24 protein-coding genes and 3 pseudogenes are annotated in these 25,863 nt (G+C 34.5%); 15 read left to right on the top strand and 12 right to left on the bottom strand.

All coding sequences use genetic code 11. From position 1 onward, the window contains the following. Window positions 1-41 precede the first annotated feature (41 nt). From MKY02_RS15010 to MKY02_RS14980, 7 genes and pseudogenes are all read left to right on the top strand, one after another. Window positions 42-1,330: pseudogene (locus tag MKY02_RS15010) on the top strand (cation:proton antiporter). A gap of 9 nt (window positions 1,331-1,339) precedes the next feature. Next, window positions 1,340-1,663, top strand: coding sequence for an ArsR/SmtB family transcription factor (locus tag MKY02_RS15005; protein ID WP_038190435.1), 324 nt, complete (start codon window positions 1,340-1,342; stop codon window positions 1,661-1,663). Between the two features lie 41 nt (window positions 1,664-1,704). Then, the gene (locus MKY02_RS15000; RefSeq protein ID WP_038190427.1) at window positions 1,705-2,388 is read left to right on the top strand and encodes a DsbA family oxidoreductase; all 684 of its coding nucleotides are present in this window, start codon (window positions 1,705-1,707) and stop codon (window positions 2,386-2,388) included. Then, window positions 2,375-3,022, top strand: coding sequence for an MBL fold metallo-hydrolase (locus MKY02_RS14995; protein WP_038190425.1), 648 nt, complete (start codon window positions 2,375-2,377; stop codon window positions 3,020-3,022). Before MKY02_RS15000 ends, MKY02_RS14995 begins: the two co-directional genes overlap by 14 nt. Window positions 3,023-3,225: 203 nt before the next feature. Further along, window positions 3,226-3,456 (top strand): DUF896 domain-containing protein, encoded by a 231-nt coding sequence (locus MKY02_RS14990; protein WP_038190423.1) that lies wholly within the window; start codon window positions 3,226-3,228, stop codon window positions 3,454-3,456. A gap of 332 nt (window positions 3,457-3,788) precedes the next feature. Further along, window positions 3,789-4,913, top strand: coding sequence for a tRNA 2-thiouridine(34) synthase MnmA (gene mnmA, locus MKY02_RS14985; RefSeq protein ID WP_038190421.1), 1,125 nt, complete (start codon window positions 3,789-3,791; stop codon window positions 4,911-4,913). Between the two features lie 411 nt (window positions 4,914-5,324). Further along, entirely contained in the window at window positions 5,325-6,224 is a 900-nt protein-coding gene (locus tag MKY02_RS14980; RefSeq protein WP_038191171.1) for a LysR family transcriptional regulator, read from the top strand. A 197-nt stretch (window positions 6,225-6,421) separates the two neighbouring features. Here the strand turns inward: MKY02_RS14980 and MKY02_RS14975 are convergent, their stop codons facing one another. The 3 genes from MKY02_RS14975 to MKY02_RS14965 all read right to left on the bottom strand — a co-directional run bounded on the left by MKY02_RS14975 (window position 6,422) and on the right by MKY02_RS14965 (window position 8,742). Next, window positions 6,422-6,679 (bottom strand): hypothetical protein, encoded by a 258-nt coding sequence (locus MKY02_RS14975; protein ID WP_143690971.1) that lies wholly within the window; start codon window positions 6,677-6,679, stop codon window positions 6,422-6,424. Window positions 6,680-6,707: 28 nt separating this feature from the next. Next, entirely contained in the window at window positions 6,708-7,688 is a 981-nt protein-coding gene (locus tag MKY02_RS14970; RefSeq protein WP_038190416.1) for an NAD(P)H-quinone oxidoreductase, read from the bottom strand. A gap of 154 nt (window positions 7,689-7,842) precedes the next feature. Continuing rightward, window positions 7,843-8,742, bottom strand: coding sequence for a DMT family transporter (locus tag MKY02_RS14965; RefSeq protein ID WP_038190414.1), 900 nt, complete (start codon window positions 8,740-8,742; stop codon window positions 7,843-7,845). Between the two features lie 785 nt (window positions 8,743-9,527). Here MKY02_RS14965 and MKY02_RS14960 point away from each other — a divergent pair. Together MKY02_RS14960 and MKY02_RS14955 are read left to right on the top strand one after the other, a co-directional pair. Beyond that, complete coding sequence (locus tag MKY02_RS14960) at window positions 9,528-11,345, top strand: DNA ligase D (protein ID WP_340711696.1); 1,818 nt, start codon at window positions 9,528-9,530, stop codon at window positions 11,343-11,345. A 108-nt stretch (window positions 11,346-11,453) separates the two neighbouring features. Further along, window positions 11,454-11,777 carry a hypothetical protein gene (locus tag MKY02_RS14955; protein WP_038190409.1) on the top strand — a complete coding sequence of 108 codons (324 nt, stop codon included), beginning with the start codon at window positions 11,454-11,456 and terminating at the stop codon, window positions 11,775-11,777. A 122-nt stretch (window positions 11,778-11,899) separates the two neighbouring features. Here MKY02_RS14955 and MKY02_RS14950 read toward each other — a convergent pair whose 3' ends face one another. The 3 genes and pseudogenes from MKY02_RS14950 to MKY02_RS22050 form a co-directional block, all read right to left on the bottom strand. Beyond that, window positions 11,900-12,283 carry a helix-turn-helix domain-containing protein gene (locus MKY02_RS14950; RefSeq protein ID WP_076065152.1) on the bottom strand — a complete coding sequence of 128 codons (384 nt, stop codon included), beginning with the start codon at window positions 12,281-12,283 and terminating at the stop codon, window positions 11,900-11,902. Between the two features lie 574 nt (window positions 12,284-12,857). Next, on the bottom strand, window positions 12,858-13,427 hold the full coding sequence (locus MKY02_RS14945; protein WP_076065151.1) for a DUF2812 domain-containing protein: 570 nt from the start codon (window positions 13,425-13,427) through the stop codon (window positions 12,858-12,860). Continuing rightward, window positions 13,414-13,524 (bottom strand): annotated as a pseudogene (locus MKY02_RS22050) (PadR family transcriptional regulator); the annotation flags it as partial. The pseudogene MKY02_RS22050 and the gene MKY02_RS14945, both read right to left, overlap by 14 nt. Window positions 13,525-13,697: 173 nt before the next feature. Between MKY02_RS22050 and MKY02_RS14935 the strand changes: the two are divergent. Together MKY02_RS14935 and MKY02_RS14930 are read left to right on the top strand one after the other, a co-directional pair. After that, a complete protein-coding gene (locus MKY02_RS14935) occupies window positions 13,698-14,369 on the top strand; it encodes a cysteine peptidase family C39 domain-containing protein (RefSeq protein WP_340711459.1) in 672 nt (223 codons plus the stop codon). Window positions 14,370-14,684: 315 nt separating this feature from the next. Beyond that, complete coding sequence (locus MKY02_RS14930) at window positions 14,685-14,894, top strand: DUF6440 family protein (RefSeq protein WP_038190406.1); 210 nt, start codon at window positions 14,685-14,687, stop codon at window positions 14,892-14,894. Between the two features lie 191 nt (window positions 14,895-15,085). On the opposite strand, the gene MKY02_RS14925 is transcribed toward MKY02_RS14930, so the two are convergent. Together MKY02_RS14925 and MKY02_RS14920 are read right to left on the bottom strand one after the other, a co-directional pair. Next, window positions 15,086-15,286, bottom strand: a complete 201-nt coding sequence (locus MKY02_RS14925) for a helix-turn-helix domain-containing protein (protein WP_038190405.1) — start codon at window positions 15,284-15,286, stop codon at window positions 15,086-15,088. An 11-nt stretch (window positions 15,287-15,297) separates the two neighbouring features. Next, window positions 15,298-15,834, bottom strand: coding sequence for a DUF2975 domain-containing protein (locus tag MKY02_RS14920; protein WP_076065149.1), 537 nt, complete (start codon window positions 15,832-15,834; stop codon window positions 15,298-15,300). Window positions 15,835-16,394: 560 nt separating this feature from the next. On the opposite strand from MKY02_RS14920, the gene MKY02_RS14915 reads away from it, so the two are divergent. Both MKY02_RS14915 and MKY02_RS14910 read left to right on the top strand, forming a co-directional pair. Continuing rightward, window positions 16,395-17,321, top strand: coding sequence for an alpha/beta hydrolase (locus MKY02_RS14915; RefSeq protein WP_340711458.1), 927 nt, complete (start codon window positions 16,395-16,397; stop codon window positions 17,319-17,321). A 437-nt stretch (window positions 17,322-17,758) separates the two neighbouring features. Further along, window positions 17,759-18,634, top strand: a complete 876-nt coding sequence (locus tag MKY02_RS14910) for a DMT family transporter (protein ID WP_038190401.1) — start codon at window positions 17,759-17,761, stop codon at window positions 18,632-18,634. A 904-nt stretch (window positions 18,635-19,538) separates the two neighbouring features. On the opposite strand, the gene MKY02_RS14905 is transcribed toward MKY02_RS14910, so the two are convergent. Then, complete coding sequence (locus tag MKY02_RS14905; RefSeq protein WP_038190398.1) at window positions 19,539-19,805, bottom strand: hypothetical protein; 267 nt, start codon at window positions 19,803-19,805, stop codon at window positions 19,539-19,541. A 538-nt stretch (window positions 19,806-20,343) separates the two neighbouring features. Then, window positions 20,344-21,435 carry a CotH kinase family protein gene (locus tag MKY02_RS14900; protein WP_340711457.1) on the bottom strand — a complete coding sequence of 364 codons (1,092 nt, stop codon included), beginning with the start codon at window positions 21,433-21,435 and terminating at the stop codon, window positions 20,344-20,346. A gap of 227 nt (window positions 21,436-21,662) precedes the next feature. Between MKY02_RS14900 and MKY02_RS14895 the strand changes: the two genes are divergently transcribed. Beyond that, window positions 21,663-22,142 (top strand): CotG/ExsB N-terminal domain-containing protein, encoded by a 480-nt coding sequence (locus tag MKY02_RS14895; protein ID WP_340711455.1) that lies wholly within the window; start codon window positions 21,663-21,665, stop codon window positions 22,140-22,142. 904 nt (window positions 22,143-23,046) lie between these two features. Here the strand turns inward: MKY02_RS14895 and MKY02_RS14890 are convergent. Next, a pseudogene (locus MKY02_RS14890) lies at window positions 23,047-23,648 on the bottom strand (IS3 family transposase); the annotation flags it as partial. Beyond that, window positions 23,633-24,868 (bottom strand): beta-ketoacyl-ACP synthase II, encoded by a 1,236-nt coding sequence (gene fabF, locus MKY02_RS14885; RefSeq protein WP_076065146.1) that lies wholly within the window; start codon window positions 24,866-24,868, stop codon window positions 23,633-23,635. The pseudogene MKY02_RS14890 and the gene fabF, both read right to left, overlap by 16 nt. Before the next feature lie 122 nt (window positions 24,869-24,990). Here fabF and MKY02_RS14880 point away from each other — a divergent pair, with 122 nt between their 5' ends. Further along, window positions 24,991-25,839: a helix-turn-helix transcriptional regulator gene (locus MKY02_RS14880; RefSeq protein ID WP_340711452.1), complete on the top strand. Its 849-nt coding sequence runs from the start codon at window positions 24,991-24,993 to the stop codon at window positions 25,837-25,839. The last annotated feature ends 24 nt before the right edge of the window (window positions 25,840-25,863 follow it).

Below are 25,863 nucleotides of genomic sequence, written 5' to 3'. Positions count from 1 at the left end.
AAAAATGAAAACAAATCTAATAGGTTGGAAGTAGGTGAACGATGGATCATTTAGTACTTGAAGTCGGTTTGGCAATTGTACTTATCGCGGCAGCCGGATTGATTTCCTCTAAACTGCGGTTTTCCGTCATCCCTTTCTATATTTTGATTGGTATGGCGGTAGGACCGCCAGATATGGCATTTCGATTTTCGTTTTATTGAGAGCGACCCCTTTATCTCATTCCTTGGTCGCATAGGTGTACTTTTCCTTCTCTTCTATCTAGGCTTGAATTTTCAGTCGGAAGGTTGATTAAATCAGGAAAATCTATTGTGGTTGGTGGAAGTATTTATTTAGGTATTAACTTTACGCTTGGACTCTTGTTGGGTTTTATGTCAGATTTCCCGGTCACAGAAGCACTAATTATTGCGGGAATTACTACCATTTCGTCTAGTGCCATTGTAGCGAAAGTATTGGTTGATCTGAAAAGAACCGCTAATCCTGAAACGGAAATGATTCTTGGAATTATTATGTTTGAAGATGTATTCCTCGCTGTATACATTTCGATTCTTTCAGGATTTGTTCTCAGTGATTCCTCTTCGGTTGGCGGTGTCATTGTAAGTGCACTGATTGCACTTGGTTATATGCTCGTTGTGATTATTGTAGGACGCAAACTGGTACCTTTGCTCAATAAATTGCTTAACATTCGTAACAATGAGTTGTTTGGCCTCGTTATTTTTGGTTCTTTGTTCCTCGTAGCAGGGTTCTCTGAAACGATTCACGTTGCTGAAGCAATCGGTGCACTTCTCGCGGACTGGTTCTTGCAGAAACAACTCACGCGAATCGAATCGAGCATTTAATTATGCCATTCAAAGATTTCTTTGGTGCCATATTCTTTTTCAGCTTCGGATTATCTATTGATCCTTTGGCGCTCGGTGGAGAAGCCGTTTGGCTAGCCCTAATTGCCGTAGTCGTTACTCTCATAGGTAACTTTATAGCCGGAATGCTTGCCGGACGAAGTGCGGGACTTTCGACGAAAGCCTCTTCTAATATCGGTCTTACCATCGTCTCCCGAGGTGAATTTTCCATTATTCTAGCTAACATGGCTCAAGCTGGCGGACTCATGATGATTATCCAGCCTTTCGCTGCTGTTTACGTCTTGATTCTGGCTATTTTGGGACCTCTGCTTACGAAAGAATCTAAACATATCTATCGTGGACTTAATAAAGTATTTAAGTTTGAAGATCTAAAGGAAAAACCAAAACCTGAGGTATTAAAGGAAGAAAAAACTACGAGCTCACATGTTTATATATCGATATATTGTGATATAATGATATGTATAAAGAAACAGTGAGGTGAATTCATGACGAAAAATCAATTTGATCAGGTTGATTTATTTAAAGCATTATCTAATGAAGCGAGACTGAAGATATTATACTGGTTAAAAGATCCTACAACGCATTTTGATACAAAGCGACAAGCGATAGAGGAAATGGATGAAGTAGGGGTCTGTGTAAGCCTGATTAGAGATAAGCTTGAGATGAATCAGTCTACTACATCTCAATATTTATCAACTTTACAGCGTGCAGGTCTGGTCGAAGCAAGACGCATCGGAAAGTGGACATACTATAAACGCAATGAGCAACTGATACATGAGTTAGCAAACTTTATAGAAACGAATCTATAGGATTTAGAAAAAATCTCAAAATTTGAAAAGAGGTAATAAAAATGAAAATTGAAATATGGTCAGATTATGCATGTCCCTTCTGTTATATTGGAGAAGCAAGATTGGAAAAAGCAATGAATGAGCTAGGAATTAAAGATCAAGTAAATATTGAAATGAGAAGTTTCGAATTAGATCCTAACACTAGTTACGAAGTCGTATCCAATACAGAAGATCGTTTCGCAAAAAAATATGGTCTATCTAATAGTATGGCGGCAGAAAGAATTAGACAAATAGAGCAGTATGGTAAAAACGAAGGTATTGATTTCAAATATTATACTACACGATATACAAACACAATGGATGCTCATCGCTTAACACACTATGCAGCAAAACAGGGAAACAAAACGATTGCAAAAGATTTATTCAAAGCCTATTTCACTGATAATTTAGAGTTGAGCGATAAAAATGTACTAAAAGAAATTGCTGTGAAAAATGGACTAGGTGAAAATGAAGTAGAAAAAGTTTTGAATTCTAATGAATTTGAAAGTGATGTACGTAAAGATGAAACGCAGGCATATTCAATGGGAGTCCGAGGTGTACCTTACTTCTTGATTAATGGAGAAATCAATTTGAGTGGTGCTCAGAATGTCGAAACATTTAAAACGGCGTTAAAACAAGCAATGCAGGATGATAGTCAGAATAATGATTTATCAGGAATGAGCTGTGGTATTGATGGATGTAATTAATAATCGAAGCGTTGTACATCAATTAACAGTAAAAGATGTATTTTATGCAAATGCATTTTTATATATTGATCAGGATACGAAACATGGGTTTTTATTTGATCCCGGTGCAGAAGCAGAGAAAATATTACATGTGATAGAATCCAATGGTTATCATATCGAAAAAATATTATTAACACATGGACATTTTGATCACATAGGTGCAGTCGATAAAATTAGAAATAAATTAAATATCCCTGTTTATATGCACGAACTCGGGCGGGAATATGTGCAAAATGCGAGAATGAACTTATCAGCTTTATGCAATAGACATATCATAGTTGATGATGTGCGCTATGTACAATCAGGTGAAACGTTTGAACTGTCAGCTAATTCGAATTTTAAAGTAACGATGACACATACTCCCGGTCATTCAATGGATCAAGTTATGTATTATAATGCACAGGATAAAATAGCGTTTGTTGGTGATACCATCTTTAAAGGTAGTATTGGATCCACTCAATATGAAGGTGGAAATGAACAGGACCTGATACGAAGTTTAAATTTGATTCTATCATTGCCAGATGACGTTGTTTTATATAATGGTCATAGTGGTAAAACAACTGTAGGTGATGAGAAGAAAAGACTCAGCATATAAAGGGTAAGTGACATATTTTCTGTTGAGTACAGGAAATATGTCATTTTATTATTGTTTATTGTAAAAAAGTAGGAACAGAATATAATGTCCATGTTTTAGAGGTCAATTGCTGTTGTTTAGATATTTTTGCACCAAAACCTTTAAAAGTGACTCATGCTATAAATTATAAGCAAAATTAATGAAGAGAATAGAGATGAAATAAGATGATAAATAACTTAGGGCGTATTAATGAATTAGCGAAAAAACAGCGTGAAGAAGGTTTGACAAGTGCTGAACGGATTGAGCAACAAGTATTACGCAAAGACTACTTACGCGAAATTCGCGGACAAGTTCGCGAAACTTTTTCAAAAATGACTGTACTCGATTCACTAGGAAATGATGTAACACCGGATAAATTGCGTAGAGAAAAGGAAATAGATTCACGGGAAGTATAAGCTTAGAAGAAGCACTTACATTCCACGTTAATGGTGATACGCAAATGTGTAGCCGCATGCATTCAATGTAAGCTTTGCAGGATGTGTTGAATCGTTTTTAGTAAATCTTAATATGGCGGGTAATTGTGCATCAAGTGGATCGTCGTGCACAGAAGCTTCGATTGGCCCGTTACTTGTCTTGATGGCAATGTGTGGACATGGTGCTGAAAAATTACGTAATTGAATTCGTTTTAGCTTCGGTTAAGGCTTGACAGAAGAAGATATAAAACAGGCAGTGGAAAAAAAGCTATTGTGAAAAGATTGGTGAATTAAGAAAAGAAAAGGTGACCTTAATGAAAGAAACAAAAGACCCCTCGCAAATACGTGTCGTTGTTGGCATGTCGGGTGGGGTGGATTCTTCGGTTGCTGCGTACCTGTTAAAACAACAAGGCTATGAAGTAATCGGGATTTTTATGAAAAACTGGGATGATACAGACGAAAATGGTGTTTGTACAGCTACAGAAGACTATGATGATGTTATTAAAGTGTGTAACCAAATTGGTATTCCATATTATGCAGTTAATTTTGAAAAGCAATACTGGGATAAAGTTTTCACATACTTTTTAGAAGAATATAAAGCAGGCCGCACACCAAATCCAGACGTTATGTGCAATAAGGAAATTAAGTTTAAAGCTTTCCTCGAACATGCGATGAGTCTTGGTGCTGATTATCTGGCAACGGGCCACTATGCACGTATTGATCGGAGTGGTGATGGCGAAGTATTAATGTTTCGTGGTGTCGATGAAAATAAAGACCAAACGTATTTCCTAAATCAATTAACACAGGAGCAGCTTAAACATGTTATGTTCCCAATTGGTGATATTGAGAAAAAAGAAGTGCGTAAAATTGCTGAAGAGGCAGGTCTTGCAACAGCGAAAAAGAAAGATTCAACAGGCATTTGCTTCATTGGCGAACGTAACTTTAAAGAGTTCCTAAGTAAATTCCTACCAGCACAACCTGGAAAAATGGAGACAATGGACGGCGTGGTAATGGGACAACATGACGGGCTAATGTACTATACACTTGGTCAACGTCACGGGCTTGGTATTGGTGGCGACGGTGAGCCATGGTTTGTTCTTGGAAAAGACCTAGAGCGTAATGTATTGCTTGTTGGCCAAGGTTTTCACCATGATGCATTGTATTCTACTTCATTAACAGCAGTGAAAATGAGCTATACTTCGACAAAAAAATTACCTCGTAAATTTTTTTGCACAGCGAAATTCCGTTATCGTCAAACAGATACTCCGGTTGAAGTCGAGATTTTAGAAGATGGCAGTACACAAATTACATTTGAAGAACCGGTTCGTGCCATTACACCGGGACAAGCAGTTGTTTTATATGACGGCGAGGTATGTCTTGGTGGCGGTACAATTGATGAAGTGTTTAAAAACAACGAAAAACTAACATATGTAGGATAAACTTGTGAGAAGACTGCTTAGGCAGTCTTTCGCTACGTAGAGGTGTGGAATTGGATATGGATTTTGGTAGGAAAATCCATATTCAAAGTAAGCTTCATTTCTTCGGTATCTTCATCTAGCTCCAGTTGAAATCAGGTGGAGTGCATAATCTGTGCGAACTATCATTTTTTGACGTCGTATTCACTTACTAAAAATAATAAATACTCGCTATTGTAAAAGACAAGGAAGAAGTCTTTTTGGACGTCAAGTTGGGGGCATTATCAGCGGGCGTACCTTTACGGGACATGCTCATGATATTATTGTGTGCAAAAATTAAATACCTTAGCAATTTAAATCAAGCCACACATAAACACCATTATATATCTATTTAAAGGGATATTCTCTTAACATAGGAGGTATAACTAATTGGTTATGAATATAAATTTGAATAACCTTCAAATATTTTTGAAAGTCGCAGAAAAAATGAATATTACAGAGGCGTCTAAAGAGTTATTTATTTCACAGCCAGCAGTCAGTAAGGCGGTAAAAAATTTAGAGGAATCCCTGAATATTAAATTGTTTAATAGGGATAAGAAAAATGGACTAACGCTCACTGAAGTGGGAAAAGAAATTCTTATATTAGCGAGACAATTGAAAGGTATTGAGAATAAAATATATCAAGTTGCTAATCGGGAAAATAAACTTCTCAGTGGTAAGGTTAAGATTGGCTCTGTTCCTGCTGCATCAACAAATATTCTACCTGAGCCCATCGCATTATTCATGTCGAAATATCCACTTGTAAATATAGAATTAGCAGAAGGAACCTCAAATCAAATAAAAGAATGGGTGAAGGATCGAACTGTTGATATAGGGATTAGTATATCTCCCTTTGATCCATATGAATTTGAAATACTCTACCATGATTATATGGTCGCAATACTTCCTCATAATCATCAATTAAGTCAAGAAAAAAACGTTGATCTGGTAAAATATTGTAATGAAATTATTTTTTGCAAAGGAGGACATGAAACCGCTATATCAAACATGTTTCAAAAAAATAATATTGAATTTAAAGAGAATCTAACAGTCCAAAATGTCGAAACTTTAATTACTATGGTCAAAAATAATTTAGGTATAGGTGTTACTTCAAACTTTACACTTTCTTCTGTAGCTCATAATTTACTCGTAAAGGATATTAATCCAAAGATAACTCGTGATGTCGGTATAATTGCACACTCATTTGATGAAGTAACACCTGCTACAAAAGAATTTATAAACATCATGAATCAATTTCATAAATCTGAAACTTTTTCTGATCAAGATATTAACTAAAAAGTAAAAATGCAACAAACAGGAAAGGGTTTTAACGAAGGAAATCATGGAAACCCACGCGTTTTCTTCTTTGAACACCTTTCCACAGATTCCTATTTAGACCTTTCCTTGTAATCAGGCGAAGGAACCCCACAAGACCCCGGGGACGGCTCCGTTATTCCAAGGTTCGATTGGCAGCGAGTCTCCGCTCCCTCACTCTATTCACGCTCGATTTTCACTTCGAAAAAGCAGTTAAAATCCGCATCAAACTTGATCGGATTGAGGGAATTAGTTTTACCGAAGGGAGCACACTTATACATAGGCCAATGTTCCATGCGACGACCTCCGGTTGTGGTTCTTGTTTCGCGGAAATTTGTGTTTTCTCCGGCTGCAAAATAACTGGAGGGTACTTCTGTACCTCCCCAGGTCATTTTTTCCTCCGCGAGCCTTAGATTTGTAAATGGTTTGTTTGTCAAATTTTTTTTGCTCCCAAACCTTGGAAAGTTACTCCTTAACTTTAAGTATAATTTTCCCAATATTCTGATTCTCTTCCATATGCGTGTGAGCTTTTCCTACCGTTTCGATAGAAAACGTCGTGTCAATAATAGGCCTTATTTCTCCGCGTTCTAAATAAGGTGTTACGATTTCAGCAAAGTCATGGGTTAAAAGAGCTTTGTATTCATCACTTCTTGGGGTTAGTAATGTCCCTGTTAATTGGATGCACTTTGACATCAAGGTAAATAGGTCTATCTTTTCCAATTCACTTCCGCCCAGTATACCAATAAGGACCCACCGACCTTCTACTTTAATGCTTGCGAGGTTTTTCTCCCAATAATCAGCGCCGATAAAGTCTAAAATCAAGTCTACACCCCTACCATTAGTGGCTTTTAGTATCTCTTCGACGAATGACTGCTCCTTGTAATTTATAAGTACATCAGCACCAAGTTCTTGGCAGAAGGCAAGCTTTCTTTTAGAACCAGCAGTAACGATAATCTTCGCGTCGCAAAGTTTTTTTGCCAGTTGAATAGCTGCTGTCCCAACTCCACTTGCACCTGCATGAATTAGGACGGTTTCTTGTTTTTGAAGCTTACCGATCCAAAATAACGTTTGGTAAGCAGTTAGGAATACTTCAGGAATGGCGGCCGCTTCTTCAAACGATAAAGACTTAGGAATTTTCATAGCCCGATTAGCTGGCATGACTACATACTCACCGTAACCACCGCCGTTGACGAGACCCATTACCCTATCACCTATAGAAAATGAACTCTCACCGTTGACTTGGACCACTGTACCAGCAATTTCAATGCCTAAGATAGGATTTGTTAAATATCCCATTTTCCCTTCACGCGTTAATATATCTGTGCGATTTACCGCTGCTGCATGAACTCTTATAAGCAATTCTCCCTCTCCAGGTTGGGGATTTGGTAGGTCAACAAGTTCAAGTTGATTTGGACCACCTGCTTTTTTTACTATAACACCTTTCATATTAACATCTCCCTATAGCTCTTGAATTAAGCGATTTTTAGTTCTTGTTTTCACTTTATCTACCCATTTATCTTTCCCTTCTTCAATTCGAATTGAAATTTTAAAAGTAAGAATTTATATATATATTAGTAATGTGTGGTGATAGCTAACATTTTCAAGACACTTTTTTTAGTTTTTTTATTGAAGTTCTTTTAAACCTATAGGTATTCATAAAAATGCTAGTACATATAAAAAATGCTCCGATAATAATATTAAATGTTATCTTCTCCCCAAGTTGTAGCCATCCGAATATAAGACCTAAAATAGGAACAAACATTAATGCCATAGATGCTTTCGAAGCATCCATTTTATTTAGTACCCAATACCAAACTACAAATGTAAAGGCAGTAGAAAATAAACCATTAAATAATGTTGATAAAATTGCTTCATTAGACCACTGTATTGAAGGGTTTGGTTCTAATATTAAAGAGAGAATGAATAAAAATATTGCTCCCATAATAAGTTGCCAGGCAGTCATATGAATGATGTCTTTATTTTTGGAGTTTAGTTTGTTATAAACATTTGCTGATGCCCAACTAAAAGCCGAAATTAATAATAATAACTCTCCAAATACTACTTTTTTATCGAAATTAATAAATTCTATTCCTAAAATAAATAAAAGGCCGATTAGACCAAATATCAATCCAATCATTTTATACATATTAATTTTATCATTTAATTTAAAATGACTAATAATGGTGACAAATATAGGCATTGTGTACACCAAAACAGAAGATTTCCCTGAATCTACAAATTGCATACCATAAGTCATTATTCCCATATAGCCTAAAGGCATTAATAAGCTCATTACCAGATAGGTTTTAAAATTACCTTTACCTATAGAGAGCCTTTTTCTTTGTACTAGGAGGATGATAAATAAAGCAATCGCCCCTATTAATAAACGCAAAGAGGTAAATAAAAATGGGGGTATGTCACTTATGGCTATTTTCATTGTAACCCATGTATATCCCCAAATGAGAGTAACAGAAGTAATGCCTAACAGAACTTTAATCATAATAAAAGCCTCCGCGTTATTATTTTTAATATGTCATTAATAGTATGTTACATCCGTTCATTACTGAAATATATTTTTCACATAAGGTATATAACTAAATGGTTATGACGTATCTCAAATAGGAATAGAAGGGTATCATTATCAATAAAAACTTTTAATTAGCCCATTAAATGCTTTAATGATGTATATTGGGTACAAAAATGAGAGTCAAATGGAAAAGGCTTTACTCAAAATAGATAAATAAGAAAAGGACCAGGAGAGCATTCAGCTATCTTGGTCCTTGTTTGTTCTCTTCTTTTTATTTTTAGTTATAGTAGGAAATCCATACTTCTCTGATTCAGCACGAACGCCTTCTAGTAGTTTCTTTTTCTTTTCATCTGTCATAGTATTTTAATCATTGTAAGGTAACCTTTCATAAAAGAATGTTATTCAATAATATGGCCCGATTGTGGAATAAGAAAACAGCATTCCATACAGGTTTTTTATCAAACTTAATTATAAATTATCAATCTTTATTAAAAGACCACAAAAAAATACATCCATTATCTCAATAAAGATTTAATGAATGTATTTTTATATACAATAAAAGTTTGATTATAAAGTTTGATTATATATAATCAAACTTAAACCCTCTAAATATAAGGTTTTATTTTATTTTATTATACTATTTACCCTATATTCAGTTCTCTACTATGTAATATTTCGCCTTCTTTTATGTATCAATAACTGAAATAGTCAAAAGATACGAATGAATATGATCGAAAGAGGTTGGTAATTTGAAGCCTATGTTACTTACAGCAGCAGATGAAATTCCAATATCGACTGAATGGCGCTTCGAAGGAAAATATGATGGTTTCCGATGCGTATTAGAATGGGTGGACGAACCTATCTTAAAGAGCAGAAACGGAAACATACTAAACGCTAAATTCCCTGAAATCATAAGCTTTTGTAATGAGATAAGTGATCGTATCAAACCGTATTTACCATTAATGCTGGATGGGGAGCTAGTTTATTTAATGAATAACTTCCAAAGTAATTTTTCTGTTGTTCAAACCAGGGGAAGAATGAGGAGTCAAAGTACGATAAAACAGCATGCAAGCTCATTTCCTTGTCATTATGTAGTTTTTGATTACATGAAAGAAAAGGGAGACAGCATCACAAATCAAGAATATACGGATAGAAAAGAAAAATTAAGTAATCTCTTTAAAGGATTAGAACTTCCTCTCACTACAAATTATGTCGATAAATGTCGAATGCAACTGGTTGAGGTTTTTGAAGATAGTCAAAAGTTATGGAATTTAGTGAAGGATTATAACGGTGAGGGAATAGTGGCCAAGAGGGAGTTAAGTCAGTGGAAGAGTGATACACGGTCACCCAATTGGGTCAAAATTAAAAATTGGAGATACGTTAGTGTCATACTTACAAAATATAATAAGGAAAATGTTTTTTTTCATGGAGCAGTCTATAAAAACGATGTCCTTATAGAAGTTGTATCTTTCCGTCACGGGCTCAGTGAAGAAGAGTTTAATACGCTAGTAACGCTCTTTATTAAGAATGGAAAGAAAATAACTGAAGATATTTTAAGCATTGATGCAAGTATTTGTGTAGAGGTGGCTTGTATAGATTTTGCTTTTGGTAAATTGAGAGAACCTCGATTCTATAAGTTCAACTTTGATAAACAACCGGAGGATTGCAGCTGGCAGAACATGCAACGACAATTAAATCCGCTTCCTCATACATTAGAGGTAACACATCCAGATAAACCAATTTGGCCAGCAAGTAACATACAAAAGGATGATTACTTATTATATCTACAACATGTAGCGCCATATATGCTGCCATTTCTACGCGATCGTTTACTTACAGTTATCCGTTACCCGCATGGAGTACCTGGAGAGAGTTTTTATCAAAAAAATAGTCCTGACTACGTTCCTGATTTTGTGACTACAAAACAAATTCGCGGTAAGAATTATATTATTTGCAATGACCTTGAAACACTATTATGGCTTGGAAATCAACTAGCTATAGAGTTTCACATACCTTTTAATACGATTAATACAAATAAACCTACGGAAATTGTCTTTGATTTAGATCCACCTTCTTTAAATGAGTTCTCTATAGCAACAGAAGCCGCACTACGCTTAAAAACTATATTCAATCAGCTTGGACTTCAGTCATTCCCAAAAACTTCAGGAGGGAAGGGTATACACGTTTATATACCATTACCCTTTGATATGTTTACTTATGATGATACACACATTTTTTCCGAGTTTATATGTAAGTTTTTATGTGAGCAAGAGCCACGATGGTATACCACTGAACGACTAAAGAAGAATCGGAATAACAGATTATATCTCGACTATGTTCAGCATAAAACGGGTAATACGTTAGCCGCTCCTTATTCTCCTAGAGGGAATGAAAAAGGATTAATCTCAACACCGCTAGATTGGGAAGAAGTCAATGATTCGTTAACACCAACAATGTTTACTATTCCTGCGGTTATAGAGCGTATTCAGGGGCAGGGTAATCCGTTTAATAACTTCATCCGAGCAGAGAATTCAAAACAATTTGCAAATGTCCTAAGCCAATTAAAGAAGAAGTAAGTTTGTACAATTAAATTTCATAATATCATAAATAAAGTTATAATTTGACATAAAACAACTAGAATGGTATCTTTTTTGAATTTACTGAAAATTCTGGGAGGGATACTTATGAAGAAAATATTTGGTAGTTTAATAGTTTGTTGTTTGGTTTTAATCGCTTCATCCGGTGTGACATTAGCCGCTAATGGCCATACATTCACACCTACTAATTTGGAGGAAAAAGCAACGAGCACAGTAGCACATTCTAAATATGTGAAGGTAGATATTACAATTAAAGATCTTTCAAAACCATATTCTACTTTTTATTATGACCGGTTAGGTTGGAAGGGCACGTTGAATTTTAAATATTGGGTTCTTGGGGGCAACCCACAGTATCTTGCACGCTACGAAGGATATGTATACTGCTCTGGCAACTGTGCTATGCAAGACTAATGTAACAATGAATCTAAAGATAAAATAATCTAGAAAAAGTAGTACAAGCGTTTATTCAACCAGTTGTCGGTATTGTACCGGCGACTGGTTGTTTAGTTTCACTTGTACAATGAATTCACCAATCAAGTCTCTTCATTTCTTTTATGTACTCCATAACTTGTATCGTTAACAATATCCCAAATACCTTTTAACTTCATAATGTTTTGTGGTGTAGATTGCGACAATTCTTCTACAAACCAAAGACGTAGCTCCTTGTTAAGTAAATTATCTAAAAAGAACTGTTCTTCTAATGCAAATGGATAAGGAACATCCGATGCACATAATAAAAAGTCAGTAGATACATTAAAGAATTTTGCCAACTTTACTGTAGCACTGTGGGAGGTTTCGATTTTACCATTTTCTATGCTGTTATAATTCTGTCGAGTTGTTTCTAACAATTCAGCCATTTCTCGTTGAGTTAAATCTTTTTTTAATCTCAACTCTCGCAATCGTTCACTGAAAGTCATTAATTTTTCCTCCCCTCATGATATTAATAAAACTCTGCGTCTATTTTAAAAAAATTTTAAAATTACAAATAAAATATTTCAAGTATATAGTATACAGCAATAAAATCACTTTAGGACTTAAAGAATAAAAAAGAAGCTACAATTTGGTGGGGTTTACGCAACAATTGATTAAAGATAGCAATGAAATTGAAAAGGAACTATCGAATTTTTTCTTCTATCATATTACATCTACATAAACAATTCATTGCCACGGCACAGGGCACATATAGACCCTTTCTGTATAACTTTCCGACGAGATGAAGATTCGAGTATTAAAACAGTATTATGTAGCTTTTGAATAAAGTTTGATTAAATTAACTTAATAAACCTTGATAAAAGAGCGAATAGAAAAAGCGTGTTTTGAAAAAAAGACTGAACAAAACACGCTTTTTCTATATTAAATTGAATCATCCTTTTTAAAAAAAGTTTGATAATTTTTGTGAACCTTACTCAATTAAAGCGCCCGACTGTGGTAGATACATTATCCTCAATTACTTCTTTGAATTAAAAAAAGTTCATAATTAACCTCCTCGCATTATTTTTCTTTTAATATTGAATACTTTCGATAAGTTTTATAGAAACTGATACCACAGAAAACAATCATAAGGGTGGGAAGCGACCTCAAAAGGGCAAATGGAGTTTCAAATAAAAATGCTTTCCAAAATAATGCACCTGTCATACTCCAAAGACCTTCAGCTAAATATAAACCTGAATCCTTGTAAAACATATAAGAAAAAGGCAATAACAGTATACCTAAGCCAGATGAATAAACCAGCAATCTTTTATAATAATTGCTCTTTGATTGGCGATCCGAGAAGATTTCATTTTGATCATCATCTTCTTTTTGCCAATATCGAGTTCCACCAAGCCAGGAGTCATTTATATAATTCCAACCGAAGTCTTCGTATATCCCTTTGTAATCTTTAAGCTTTTTCTTTGATAAATAATCTTGATAATCCAGTCGCATCACATATCTCTTGTCGGTTTTTTCGAAAGTGTATATTCCTAATTCACTAATATTTGTACAACGATAGCCTTTTTGTAATTGCTCATTCAGCCATCGCTCCTCTTTTTCGATATCAAAAAATATTTTAAATTTCTTCATTCGATTCACTTCCTTCGTACAGGGATAAAATATGCAATAACCTGTTTTGTTCCATTTTCAAAATGGCGCTTCCTTCCGCAGTTATCATTTGGAGTCGATAAGCTTTCAATGTCTGTGGGGAAAAACCTTCAATTCGTTTGTCAGATTCAAATGCTTCCCATGCTTTTGACAGTATCATTTTTTCTACCTCCTAAAAGTTATTAATAAAGGGATTATTGCCAACTCTATTGAAATATAGACATATTGATATTTTACTAACGAGGCAGGTTAGTGAAAGGAGGAAATAGAATATTATTCGCTATGCCCAAAGCAATGGAGGGAAGTAGTATGTTTATAGTTAGAACGGCTATTTTATGGATTATTATATCAACTATCATTAATGCATATTTAATGACATTACCCTTACCTGTTTTACGAAAAAGAGATTATATGGCTAACTATCTAATTAAACGAAATAATAGGATAGATATACAAAACAAAAGGGAATGTGCAGCATTTTCAACAGCATATGTGTTGCGTCATTTTGGAATGGAGGCCGATGGTGAAGAGTTATATACTAATTTCCCTAGTAAAATGAGTTCAGGCAATGTATATCCAAAGGGAATCCGTAGGGTATTAAGAAAAAAGGGATTTAAAACAAACTATTATAAAGGGAATTTAAATACATTAAAGTATGAAGTTAGTAAAGGAACTCCCGTAATTGTTTTTATTAAAGTACATAAGGATCGTAATAATTTGCATTTTGTCCCAGTCGTAGGATATGACAAGGAGTATTTCTACCTTTCAGAATCATTAAGGCATCTGGTGAATTGTAATGATGATAACAATAGCTATAATCGAAAAGTTCCAATTAATGAATTTAAGGAATTGTGGAATGTAAAAAATATTAATATGCTTCTTTATAGCAATACTTATATAACCGTACACACCATACAGAGCTAATATTAATGACGAAGAATTTTATCTGGACACAAAGAAAAAATACAAAACGTTGATGGAGTCTTATTAGTTTTCAATAATCTGGAACTTTTGTTGAAGGTATTTTTACTCTGTCTAGTTGTGCTAACGGAGGCTTTAGTAAGATTGTAGAGCTGTTCAGATAGCTCTGTTTTTCTTATTCAACTAAAGAGGTAGGTTAATACAATGTGCTGTTGCTAAAAAAATCGTTGCCTTTTTACTACTTTTGTAATAATTACCTGCTAAGATCGTAGTATAAAAAGGAGTTATTTGAAATTTCAGTAATATGGGGGCGAATAAATGTTTAGTAAAGACTCAGAGAAGAATAAAGGCTCAAAGAAGAGATTTGAAGAAATCCTTTCAGAAAATGGCGTGGCTAATGGAAACAGAATAATAGTAGATAGGGAAACAGGAATTCACTATTTATTTAGTTGGAGCGGATATGCAGGGGGAATTACCCCACTATTAGATAGTAATGGGAAACCGGTGATAAAACCAAATAATGAATAACACTCTTTATCTTGTTCAACTATAGGGTGCTTTACTTGAAGATCATTGAGTTGCATAGGCAGCTCTTTTTTCTTATTGAACTAACGGGGCAGGTTAGTTGAAGAGTGTTATTTATCTTGTGTTCAACTTTCGGGCCATATTGCGGAATAGTTGAAAACTTACATATAACAATTGTTTTGTTATATGTAAGTTTATTCTTTATATTCAAGAAGATCACCAGGCTGACAATTTAATGTCTGACAGATTTTTTCTAATGTGGCAAAGCGAATACCACGCGCTTTACCTGTTTTTAGTATTGATAAGTTAACTTGGGTAATACCAATTTTTTCTGCTAACGCTTTTGAAGAAATTTTTCTTTCTAGCATTACTCGATCTAGATTAATTTTTATCATTAGGAGCGCACCTAAATCACATTGTTAGAATCGTCTTGTAAAGATATGCCGTATTTTAAAACCACATAAAGCGTATAAACGATGGATAATAAAAGAATGTTTCCTATTAAACTTGGCCAAGAATCTGAAAAAATATTACTGACATTGTACGCATGTACTTGCGCAAATAACAGCTGACTAATGAAGTCCAAAACGGTAAAGCTAGTGATCGAGATTAAGATTAGTTTTAGGTATTTAAGATTTCGAGAAACAAAGAAGTGTTGCTCGTAAATATTACCAATTATTTTACGTAGAGCGTACAGAATGATAAACAAACAAGCAATGATTGCTAGCGCGACTAAGCAAGAAAGTACTAAAAACCATACTGATAGGTTTGTGTTTGAGTTTAAATCTACATACTGTAGCAATTGTTTTTTGACTCCGTTTGGTACTAACAATAAAGCTACAGACGCAAATAATAGCATTAATCCAGCAAACGCACATAAAACTTGACCAATTAGCGAGATAACTGATAAAAATTTTAGTACGGTCTTGGTAAAAAGATTCACTAGTAAAAACCTCCTTATTTTACATATTATTCTAAAACAATAAAGTATTATCGTCAAACAATAATTTTTTTCAAGGATATTCCTGAAGTATAACTCCTAACGGGTCTTTAGTAGAAGATCTTGGAGTTGTTTTTTCTTATTCAACTAAATGGGCAGGGTAGTTAAGAAAAATTCTGGTTAATTGGATTAGGTAACTCTTTTTCTTATTGAACTATACTGTATATATCGTAACGCGATGCAGTATACTCCGAAACGACGTTCTAACGGTATCGATTATATAAAGAAGAATACCTTGTAAAAAATAAATTTATAAAAAGATGCCTAATCATTAAGCTACTCGTTAAAGGAAATTAGAGAAATCATGAAAATGCAAAGTAATACTTTAAATGGCATTGTAAATATAATAATAAAATTGAAAGGAAAACTTTAAGCCTCCGTTCAATTTAAGACCTTCTATCTAACTTGTTACAGACTTCTGATAAAGAGACACACGGCTATTATAAATCATTCCGTGTTATGAAACAGGATGAACAGTAAAAATGTTTAAAGGAGAGAAAAAAATGAGTGTAGAAATTTTTAACGGAGAACGTTCTGAAGAAAGTGTTCAATTTGAAAAATGGTTAATTTCCCAAAGTAATAAAAAAAGTTTTTCTAGTATTGAAAATACCAAACGGTTCGTTAAGCAAAGGGGAACTGAAAATATTCAGCGCTATGTTATTGGGGATGATATTAAATTTTTAAGTGATGTGAAGGAGGAGGCATTCGAAGGAATACAGGTTTTCTCTTTAAATGACCAAAAGTCTTTGAAACAAAAAGTTATTTTCTATATACATGGTGGTGCTTGGACGAATCAACCTTTAAATTTACACTGGTTGTTCATGGATAAAATGGCACAATCTTTAAATGCAAAAATTATTGCTCCCATTTATCCTAAAGTACCTCATTTTAACTATAAAGATACCTACCCAAAAATCCTCAACCTATATAAAGCAATTCTTGGAACCATTGAAAGTTCTAATCAATTGACCATCATGGGAGATTCGGCAGGAGGAAATATAACACTTGGTCTGGCCCACCTTTTAAAGATGAACCATTTGCCTCAACCGAAAGATATTATTTTATTATCTGCATGTGTTGATATGGGTTTTAAAAATCCTCTTATACCTGAATATGAAGAAAAAGACCCGATGTTAGCTAGTGAAGGAATGGAGGTAATTACAAAGCTATGGGCAGCTGATAAAAATTTAAATGACCCATTGATTAGTCCAATTTACGGTGACTTTAAAGGACTTGGGAAAATTACTCATTTTATTGGAACACACGAAAGTTTATATCCAGATGCAATAAAATTAGATGAGAAACTAATAGAACAAGGAATTGAAATCAATACCTTTGTTTATCCTAAAATGAATCATGTGTTTGTTGTTATGCCAATCCCTGAAGCCAAAGATGCTCAACAGAAAATTATTAATATAATTAGTAACTAAGTGTTGTTTTATATTTTAATAGGGAAGGTTAGCAGGATTGTGAAGAATTGTACTTAAACTAAAGGGTGCTTTAGTAAAAATCGTTGAGCTGTTCATACAGCTCTTTTTTTATTCAACTAAAGGGGCAGTTTATTTGGAGAAGGTAATGTGAGTTTTTATGTCGCATTTGACACATAATGCGATTCGGATTTTAAACCTATAAAGTCGAAGGCGATTTGGTTTGTGAGTTTTATGGAGTGAATGGGAAAATGTAAAAATTCAAGTTGAGGACTGAAACGAATCAAAAGATTGCTAATACACAGCTTAATTTTTGTTATATTTAAAATAATTTCGTATCGCTACATTCTATATTATAATATGGAATATTATGTAATGGTTATACAGGGTTTATTGAGATTTTTAGAATACGATTCTTATATAAAAAGGAAATGGTTTACTTGAATTATTTTATGTACATAGCATGTATGCTTATATGGGGATTGAATTTTATAGCCGTTAAAATTCAAGGAACAGAAGTTCCGTTAGAAGCCTCATTATTATACAGATCAATTATTGCATTTGTTCTTTTCTACATATTGTTGAAGATAAAGAAAATAAAGATTCTAAAAGCAAATGTTAACTTTTTAACAGTTATTGGCTTCGGCGTCTGTAACTTTGCAATAAGTTATTTATTACTGTACTACGGTACGATTTATAGTACGGCTGCTTTAGTAACGTTAATCTTTTCTTTAAAAGCTATTATCACACCCATTTTTCTAAGCATCGTTTTTAAAACAAAACTAGAACGTAAAATATACCTAGGAGGTTCGCTAGGCTTACTAAGCGTAATCATTATTTTATATTCAGATATTCATACTATTTCTTCAAACTTTATTTTAGGAATTATTTTGGCTTTCGTTGGAACGGTTATCACGTCAGTTGGTGATACCTTGTCTTATTATAATAATAAAAAGCAAATTGAGCCGATTACAGCTAACACCATTGGAATGTTTTCAGCAATTATTTTAATAACACTGATAACGTTAGTAAGTGGAAAAGACATTAGTTTACCAAGTTCTTTAAATTATTGGATTGGATTACTCTATTTAGCTATTTTAGCTTCATTTGTAGCGTGGTTATTTTATTTATATTTGATTAAAAATATGGGTGCTGCTGAAAGTAGTTATATGGTCGCAATGTTCCCAGCAATTGGAGGCTTTGCAAGCGTTATGATGGGAGAATCAACTCTTTCTATTAATCTGATTATAGGAATAATACTAGCAATGTTAGGGGCTTATATTGCATTGGCAAAAAAAGTAACCCGTGAACCTTAGAATTTTCAGTTCTATTTTTATCAAACAGCACAAAGCCAAGCTTCCCAAAGCGAGATTGGGGAAGCTTTTAATAGACATTGTAAATCCGCATAAATCTGACGAGACTCCTAATAAGTGGAATTAGGGGGAAACAAGATGTGCGTTTTTAAAGTGAAATCTATAACATATAGTCCAGTTCCTAAATCCATCAAGAAATTGGGTAGATATGAAAAAGTTTAACCGTTCTTATTCAACTAACGGGTGCTCTAGTTCGATAAGAACTTACACAACAACAACCAGTCAATTTAAAGTGATAGAGTTTGTTACAGCGAATCTCAACATAATTGAAAACAATGCTATCATTACTATTCCATTTTTCAATATTGTTTACGAAGCAATAGATCAAAAAGAATTGCTTCTACTTTGCCTCTAGGGACAGCTTTGCAGGTAGTGTCCCTAATACACAAAATCTCGGTAAATCCTTAGCGTATAGGATAGCGGTATTTTTTCTTCAGTATGTTGCTTAGCTTATATTTTCGTTTATATATTTGCGGTTGTAGTTATGTGAAAAAGTTTGATTTTTTATGGGTTATTTATATAGATATCGCTATAAAGATTGTGAAGAAATATATTTAAATTAACGGGGCAGGTTAGTTGAATAAGAAGGAATATTAAGTTATTTTAAACAGATATACAAAGTGGAATTTTATATTTCATCACTATATTGAATGAATATTTAAAAGATATTGTGCAGTAAGAGAGGTGAAAGTAGAGAGAGGAAAGGAAAAAGGCCACTTACAAATAGAAAGGGACCTATGTACCAAAAAAGGTGGGTAGTAAAGTTAAATTACTTCACACTATAAAGTATGATGTAAAAGTAGTTTTGATTAGCCAAATGCCTTCGATATAGCATTGGAAAATATTTTTATTTCATCTTCCTTTTGAATTGTTTTAACTCATATATTATATAGTCTATCTGCTGTTGCATGTTGTCTAACTGTTTTGATTGTTCATCCGAATTTTGAGAACCTTGATTACTTGATTTTTCTAAAGCTTCTAGTGCAAGACCAGCAGCAACAGCTTGTAAACCATCACCTAATGTAGAAATAGAGGCCCCAATAAATGCAAGTCTAGCAATCTGAATATCTTGTGAGTCAGAGGATTGTTTTAAATTATTTTTATTTTCATTCATTTTTTATCCCCCTTACCATCATTGTAAAAAAGTGAATTGTCTTAACTGCATCATATGTATCTTTTTTAATAAAGGTGAGGGCGTTGAAAAAAATAATTTTGTTTATAATTAAGTTCAAATAAAAAAGAGTAGTGTATACAGACGCTTCTGTACAAAGACTTACTGAACACTTTGAGGTAATTATTATATAAGGTAATCCACTATTTATTACGAGTGTTTAAGAATTTGTAGAGAATCATACTTTAACTAACGAGGTGCTTTAGTAAAAGATCTTTGAGCTGTTAAGACAGCTCTTTTTTTCTTCAACTAACGGGGCAGTTTAGTTGAAGAAAGGAGCTTAAATGACTTCACTATTATACGGGATAATCTCCGTGTAACTCGCTTAGCTGATGAACTATAACTAAAATAAAAAGACAACTTAAGAAGAACACCAATTAAACGAATTTACTATATACAGTACAGATAATTGTGTGCTAATTCAAGCGACAGTAACCCCTTTACCACATGGAAAGAGGGTTTTGTAAGATGATGCAACAACTTAATTTAATGAATATAATTTCCCTCTTATATATTTCGCCCGTGCTTCAATAAAATTCAATATATACTCTGGTTCCTTATCAAATAAATGGATATCGTCTTTTTTATAAGGATCTTTTTGAATATAAGGTCTTATTAAATCATGCATACCTTGTATTTTCGGTTTCAAATAGTCTACATTAAATTGGTTGTTTAAAATAACTTCTAGCAAGTTTTTGTATTGACGTCGAAATGTTTTTACGTCTAGTATTCTTGCGGTAAGCGTATTAAATCCTTCGATTCGTAAATAGTCTTCCTCCATCACTTTCCCGTTTACATCCCTTCCCCAAGTTGCATCGTAATCCCACGGGATGACTTCGAATAGCCTAGTTTCGCTATTTTGGTATAATGCGTAATTATGAACAAAACCATCAAAATTTTGGGTGAGAACAACGCCAGCCAACCAGCTAAGATACTGATTAACATTGAGGTATTTCATAATTTCATTTTCAAATTCAGCTTTTGAAATGGTATTAATTTCAATAATCATTTTTTGCAAATGAAATTCATCTTGTTCTGTCCCATATTTTAGTTCATAGCCAACCTTAAGTGATTTCTTTATATCTTTATCAAGATCACTCATCAACGAAAAGTTAGCATCGCCATCAACCGCATAGAATATTGGTCCTTGCGGTAGTTGTCGATTCTTAAGGAAATGCTCATCCACTGATTCTAATTCCAAATAAAGCCCCTCATTTTTCCCATTCAATTTCAAATTTACAAATTGGGACTTTGGCGATAAGCACCCTATTTCATTGAAAAAATCGAGCGATAGTTTATTTCTTAATAGAGAAGGATCTTTAAATTCTGCGTTGATATGAATTTCTTTGGTATTTCTATACGTACTTGGCTTATTAAACGAAATGTGATACGACTTCTTTCGAAAATCCCGGATATGGGAGCCACGATAAGCGATATCAATATCATACTTTCTTTTGTTAATCGTTAGCTTGGCAGAGATAGGATCGTCACACCATATATCTTCCCTAAGTTCACTTAAATCTAAAGGATGAATAAAAAGCTGATATTCAGGTATTATTATGCCATTATCCACGCGAATTCTTTCCTTTCCTTTATAAATTATTCGTATAAAACGAAAATGTAAGATTCCACAAAAAGATATAGAGTTTATATTTCGTAAACTATGCGATTGTCTCTAACATCTTTAGAACAACCTCATATATTACGATTAGGGAAAGAAAAGTGCAGAGGCATGGGTTTGATTCTTTTTTTAAAGGAATCTACCTTCTTTCTCTAATAAAGATGAAAGGAGGTTTGAATATGTCACTTATACAGAATGCAGTAGAAATGGCTAACAACTCAGGGTTAGGTCACTTCATGTACCAGGATCCTATTAGTAACCAGCGACGCACGAGCAGGGTACGTCGAACTTCACGAAAACAACGACGCACGAGCAGGGTACGTCGAACTTCACGAAAACAACAATGCACGAGCAGAGTACGTCGAACTTCACGAAAACAGCGACGCACGAGCAGAGTACGTCGAACTTCACGAAAACAACGACGCACGAGCAGGGTACGTCGAACTTCACGAAAACAACGATGCACGAGTAGGGTACGTCGAACTTCACGAAACCAACGATGCACGAGCAGGGTACGTCGAACTTCACGAAAACAGCGACGCACGAGCAGAGTACGTCGAACTTCACGAAAACAGCGACGCACGAGCAGGGTACGTCGAACTTCACGAAACCAACGACGCAAGAGCGGTAACTCCATTTGGAATGACTTATTATTTTAAAAACTTCAGGCGATTTTTCGCTATCTGAAGAGTGTGTCACTTAATGTTATTCAATGGACTATTGAGTGCGTCTGTATATAAAGTTAACTAGTTTATACTAGTTAACTTTATCTGTGTTATTCCTATCGAAGTCCAAGGTTGAAAGAATAGTGAATGGTCAGCTGGGGGTGGGTTCAGTCTGATCTTTTCATTTATGTATATTCTTCTGGATGAATTGTTATCGTTGTGTATTACATAGCATCTATCAGAATTGTTTAAATCACTGTAGCCTATCCACTTTTCTCGTTCAAACCAGAAATTTTAAAAAGGATTTCTTGAACGGCTTGAACCGTCACGGGATCCTCCTATTCCATTGTATCTAGGCAAAACTAGGAAACCTTCCGTTTTCAAAACGAGGAAAAAATTGGGGTCTAAAACCGTGAAACAGTTGATGTCCTACAATAAAGTGCATTGGATTTAACACTTTTCACCTCCCTTCTTAGGGTATAGTAAAGGATATGTTTAATTAATGAAGAGGCTTAGACTAAGACCCATATTTGAGATTTTTGCATGGAACGATTTTGGAATGTTCCGCAAATCGCCACCTATACAACTACTCTCCAATTGGCATCTAGAACCAAGTATTCATTACCATGTCTGTTGTCATGTAAACTAAAAATGTATACGATTTCGATTGTAGTTGAAAATTCTTCCTGAAATAAGGGGCAGCATTCCTGTAATAAATAAAACTAAGGAAGGTATGCATATAGAAGAAATAAATATTAAGATTGTGAATTATTACACTTAAACTAACGCGGCAGTTTAGTAAAAGAAGAAAATTAAATTTTAAATTGTTATGGATATTATGGGACTGACCCCCGTATATAAGGCAGAGGTAAAAAAGCATTTATCCAACCAGTTGTCTTTATTGTACCGGAGACTGGTTGTTAAGTTTGGTTTGAATTTGGATATAGTTATAATACTTTATATAGACTTTTAGACAGTTTGTTCTACGATTGCCGTCGTAGAATAAACTGTCTAAGTAGAATGTTTCAGACTTTAATGCAAAATGAAACGATTCGACGGGGGCATTATCAGCGGGCGTACCTTTACAGGACATGCACATGATAATGCCTTTTCCTTTAACAGCATGTTGATAGCCATAAGATATGTAAACCAAACCTTGGTCACTGTGCAGGGTACACCTTTCGGGCAAAGGATCTAGTTGAGATAAGGTATTCTTCAAAATGAAATCAGTATCTGACAATCACCAATCGAATAGGCGATAATCTCTCTATTATATAAATCTTGAATACTTGAAAGATACAATTGTATCTGACCAAATGGCAAGTAAGTTATATCGGTTACGAGCTTTTGTAAAGGTACAGTTGCCTTAAGGTTCAATAAATTAGCTGCGATATAGTAGAGTTGTCCAGTTTGTTTCCGTTTTTTCACCTTCACTCGACATTGCCAACCGTATTTTTGCATAATACGCTGTACGACTTTATGAATCACTCGTATTTCTTTAAAACAATAGCTGCATTATGACCTCCGAAACCAAATGAGTTAGAAAGCCCCGTATTTATTTTCACTTGGCGAGCAACAGATGGTACATAATCTAGATCACATAATGGATCAGGATTTTCTAAGTTAATTGTTGGAGGAACTATCCCTTCCTTTAAACTTATCGCTAAAGCAATTGCTTCAACTCCACCAGCTGCCCCTAACATATGACCAAGCATAGATTTATTAGCTGTAACTGGTATTTGATAAGCTTGTTTTCCAAACAACTGCTTAATAGCCATCGTTTCAGAGATGTCCCCCACTTTTGTACTTGTTGCATGAGCACTTATAACATCAATTTCTTCAGGCGATATATTGGCATTTTTTAAAGCTGTTCTCATTGCAAGATAGGCACCTTTACCTTCCGGATGTGTAGCCACGATATGGTGTGCGTCAGAACTTGCACCATATCCAATAACTTCTGCATATATCTTTGCCTCTCTACATAAAGCATGAGATAAAGATTCTAAGATTAGAATTCCAGCTCCTTCTGACATGACAAATCCATCTCGATTCTCATCAAATGGACGACTAGCTATAGTGGGATCATCGTTTCTTGTTGATAATGCTGTAGCATTACCAAAGCTTGCTATTGATAAGTCTGTTATAGCTGCCTCTGTTCCACCCGCAAACATAACGTCAACTTCTCCAGAACGAATTAGTCTAAAGGCTTCTCCGATAGCTGTATTTCCGATTGCACAAGCAGAAACAGGCGACATTGAAGGGCCCATCGCTTTCCACTTGATACTAATTTGTGCTGCTGCAGCATTAGAAATCATAGCAGGTACTAGAGTTGGGCTGACTCTTCTTGGCCCTTTCTGCCTAAGCGCATCAATATTTTCAATCAAGGTTTCAATTCCTCCTATCCCTGAACCTACGTATACGCCTAGCCTTTCTACATCTATAAGATCGAGGTCTAACTTAGAATCTGCCCAAGCTTGTTCAGCTGCAACCAAAGCAAATTGAGAAAAACGATCTAAGCGTATTGCTTCTTTCTTTCCTAAAACTTCGTCTGCATTAAAATCTTGTACGATACCTGCAATTTTTGTTTTATGATCAGTAACATCAAATGTATTAATAGAGGATATACCAGATTCCCCGTTAATCAGATTGTTCCAAAATGTTTTGATGTTGTTTCCTATAGGAGAAACAACGCCCATACCGGTAATTACAACTCTTTCCAATTTTCATTCCTCCAAGTCAATAATATACTTGTATTTTACATCCTTATTATCCTATTACAAGTGATTGTTTATCCTGGTATAATGAATACTAGGTTAAATTGATAAGATGAGGAGTTTTAAAAATGAATGATAAAACTAGGCTTTTAGCTTTGTCGACATTCTTAAAAGCTAAGCGAGCCCAAATTAAGCCAGAGTCTATTGGTTTACCTGCCGGAACCCGGAGAAGGACACCTGGGTTACGAAGAGAAGAGGTTGCACAATTAGCAGGTGTAAGTACCACTTGGTATACATGGCTAGAGCAAGGAAGAGATATAAAAGTCTCTTCAAGCGTACTTGATTGTATTTCTACAGCTTTGCAATTAAGTATTGATGAAAAAGACTACTTATACGATTTGGCATTAGAAGTAAAATCGGAAATTACAAACCTAAAAAAGAATCAATCAGAGCTTAGCCCTTCTTTAAAACGAATATTAGCTGAATTAACATATTGTCCGACTATCATTACCGACCGACATTGCCATATTGTGGGTTGGAATCCTGCAGCTGCTCATGTTTTTTTAGATTTTGAACAAATACCGAATAATCAAAGAAATTTGATTCGTTTAGTGTTCACTAGAAAAGAATTTAAAGCATTGGCCGTCAATTGGGAACATTTTGCGAAAGGTTTTCTAGCTATTTTCCGTACCTATTATGGACACTATTTAGGCGATGAATGGTACAACCAATTTATTGAAGAAATGAATCACTTACATTCGGAATTCCAGGATTTATGGCAAGAAAGTCAAGTGAGTAAGGCTCCAGAAATGATAATTGAATTCAGACATGCAAAGGCAGGCAAAATGTTGTTTAATTTAACTTCTCTTCAAGTTCAAGGTGAAATGGATTTACGGTGCAGTATCTATACACCAGTAGAGGAAACAGAAACAGAAAATAAATTAAAGCGTTTAATGAAGAGGGTTTCCGCTGAATAATACTAAAGTAATTTCATTTCTACA

Source organism: Viridibacillus sp. FSL R5-0888, assembly GCF_038009105.1.
GTDB classification, from domain to species: domain Bacteria; phylum Bacillota; class Bacilli; order Bacillales_A; family Planococcaceae; genus Viridibacillus; species Viridibacillus arenosi.
The sequence above is the reverse complement of the archived record's forward strand: the minus strand, read 5'-3'. Positions and strand labels throughout refer to the sequence as shown.

Coding starts and splice junctions, on each gene's coding strand:
- MKY02_RS15005 (WP_038190435.1), top strand. CDS start 1,340: ATGACGAAAAATCAATTTGATCAGGTTGATTTATTTAAAGCATTATCT.
- MKY02_RS15000 (WP_038190427.1), top strand. CDS start 1,705: ATGAAAATTGAAATATGGTCAGATTATGCATGTCCCTTCTGTTATATT.
- MKY02_RS14995 (WP_038190425.1), top strand. CDS start 2,375: ATGGATGTAATTAATAATCGAAGCGTTGTACATCAATTAACAGTAAAA.
- MKY02_RS14990 (WP_038190423.1), top strand. CDS start 3,226: ATGATAAATAACTTAGGGCGTATTAATGAATTAGCGAAAAAACAGCGT.
- mnmA (WP_038190421.1), top strand. CDS start 3,789: ATGAAAGAAACAAAAGACCCCTCGCAAATACGTGTCGTTGTTGGCATG.
- MKY02_RS14980 (WP_038191171.1), top strand. CDS start 5,325: ATGAATATAAATTTGAATAACCTTCAAATATTTTTGAAAGTCGCAGAA.
- MKY02_RS14970 (WP_038190416.1), bottom strand. CDS start 7,688: ATGAAAGGTGTTATAGTAAAAAAAGCAGGTGGTCCAAATCAACTTGAA.
- MKY02_RS14965 (WP_038190414.1), bottom strand. CDS start 8,742: ATGATTAAAGTTCTGTTAGGCATTACTTCTGTTACTCTCATTTGGGGA.
- MKY02_RS14960 (WP_340711696.1), top strand. CDS start 9,528: ATGTTACTTACAGCAGCAGATGAAATTCCAATATCGACTGAATGGCGC.
- MKY02_RS14955 (WP_038190409.1), top strand. CDS start 11,454: ATGAAGAAAATATTTGGTAGTTTAATAGTTTGTTGTTTGGTTTTAATC.
- MKY02_RS14950 (WP_076065152.1), bottom strand. CDS start 12,283: ATGACTTTCAGTGAACGATTGCGAGAGTTGAGATTAAAAAAAGATTTA.
- MKY02_RS14945 (WP_076065151.1), bottom strand. CDS start 13,427: ATGAAGAAATTTAAAATATTTTTTGATATCGAAAAAGAGGAGCGATGG.
- MKY02_RS14930 (WP_038190406.1), top strand. CDS start 14,685: ATGTTTAGTAAAGACTCAGAGAAGAATAAAGGCTCAAAGAAGAGATTT.
- MKY02_RS14925 (WP_038190405.1), bottom strand. CDS start 15,286: ATGATAAAAATTAATCTAGATCGAGTAATGCTAGAAAGAAAAATTTCT.
- MKY02_RS14915 (WP_340711458.1), top strand. CDS start 16,395: ATGAGTGTAGAAATTTTTAACGGAGAACGTTCTGAAGAAAGTGTTCAA.
- MKY02_RS14905 (WP_038190398.1), bottom strand. CDS start 19,805: ATGAATGAAAATAAAAATAATTTAAAACAATCCTCTGACTCACAAGAT.
- MKY02_RS14895 (WP_340711455.1), top strand. CDS start 21,663: ATGTCACTTATACAGAATGCAGTAGAAATGGCTAACAACTCAGGGTTA.
- MKY02_RS14880 (WP_340711452.1), top strand. CDS start 24,991: ATGAATGATAAAACTAGGCTTTTAGCTTTGTCGACATTCTTAAAAGCT.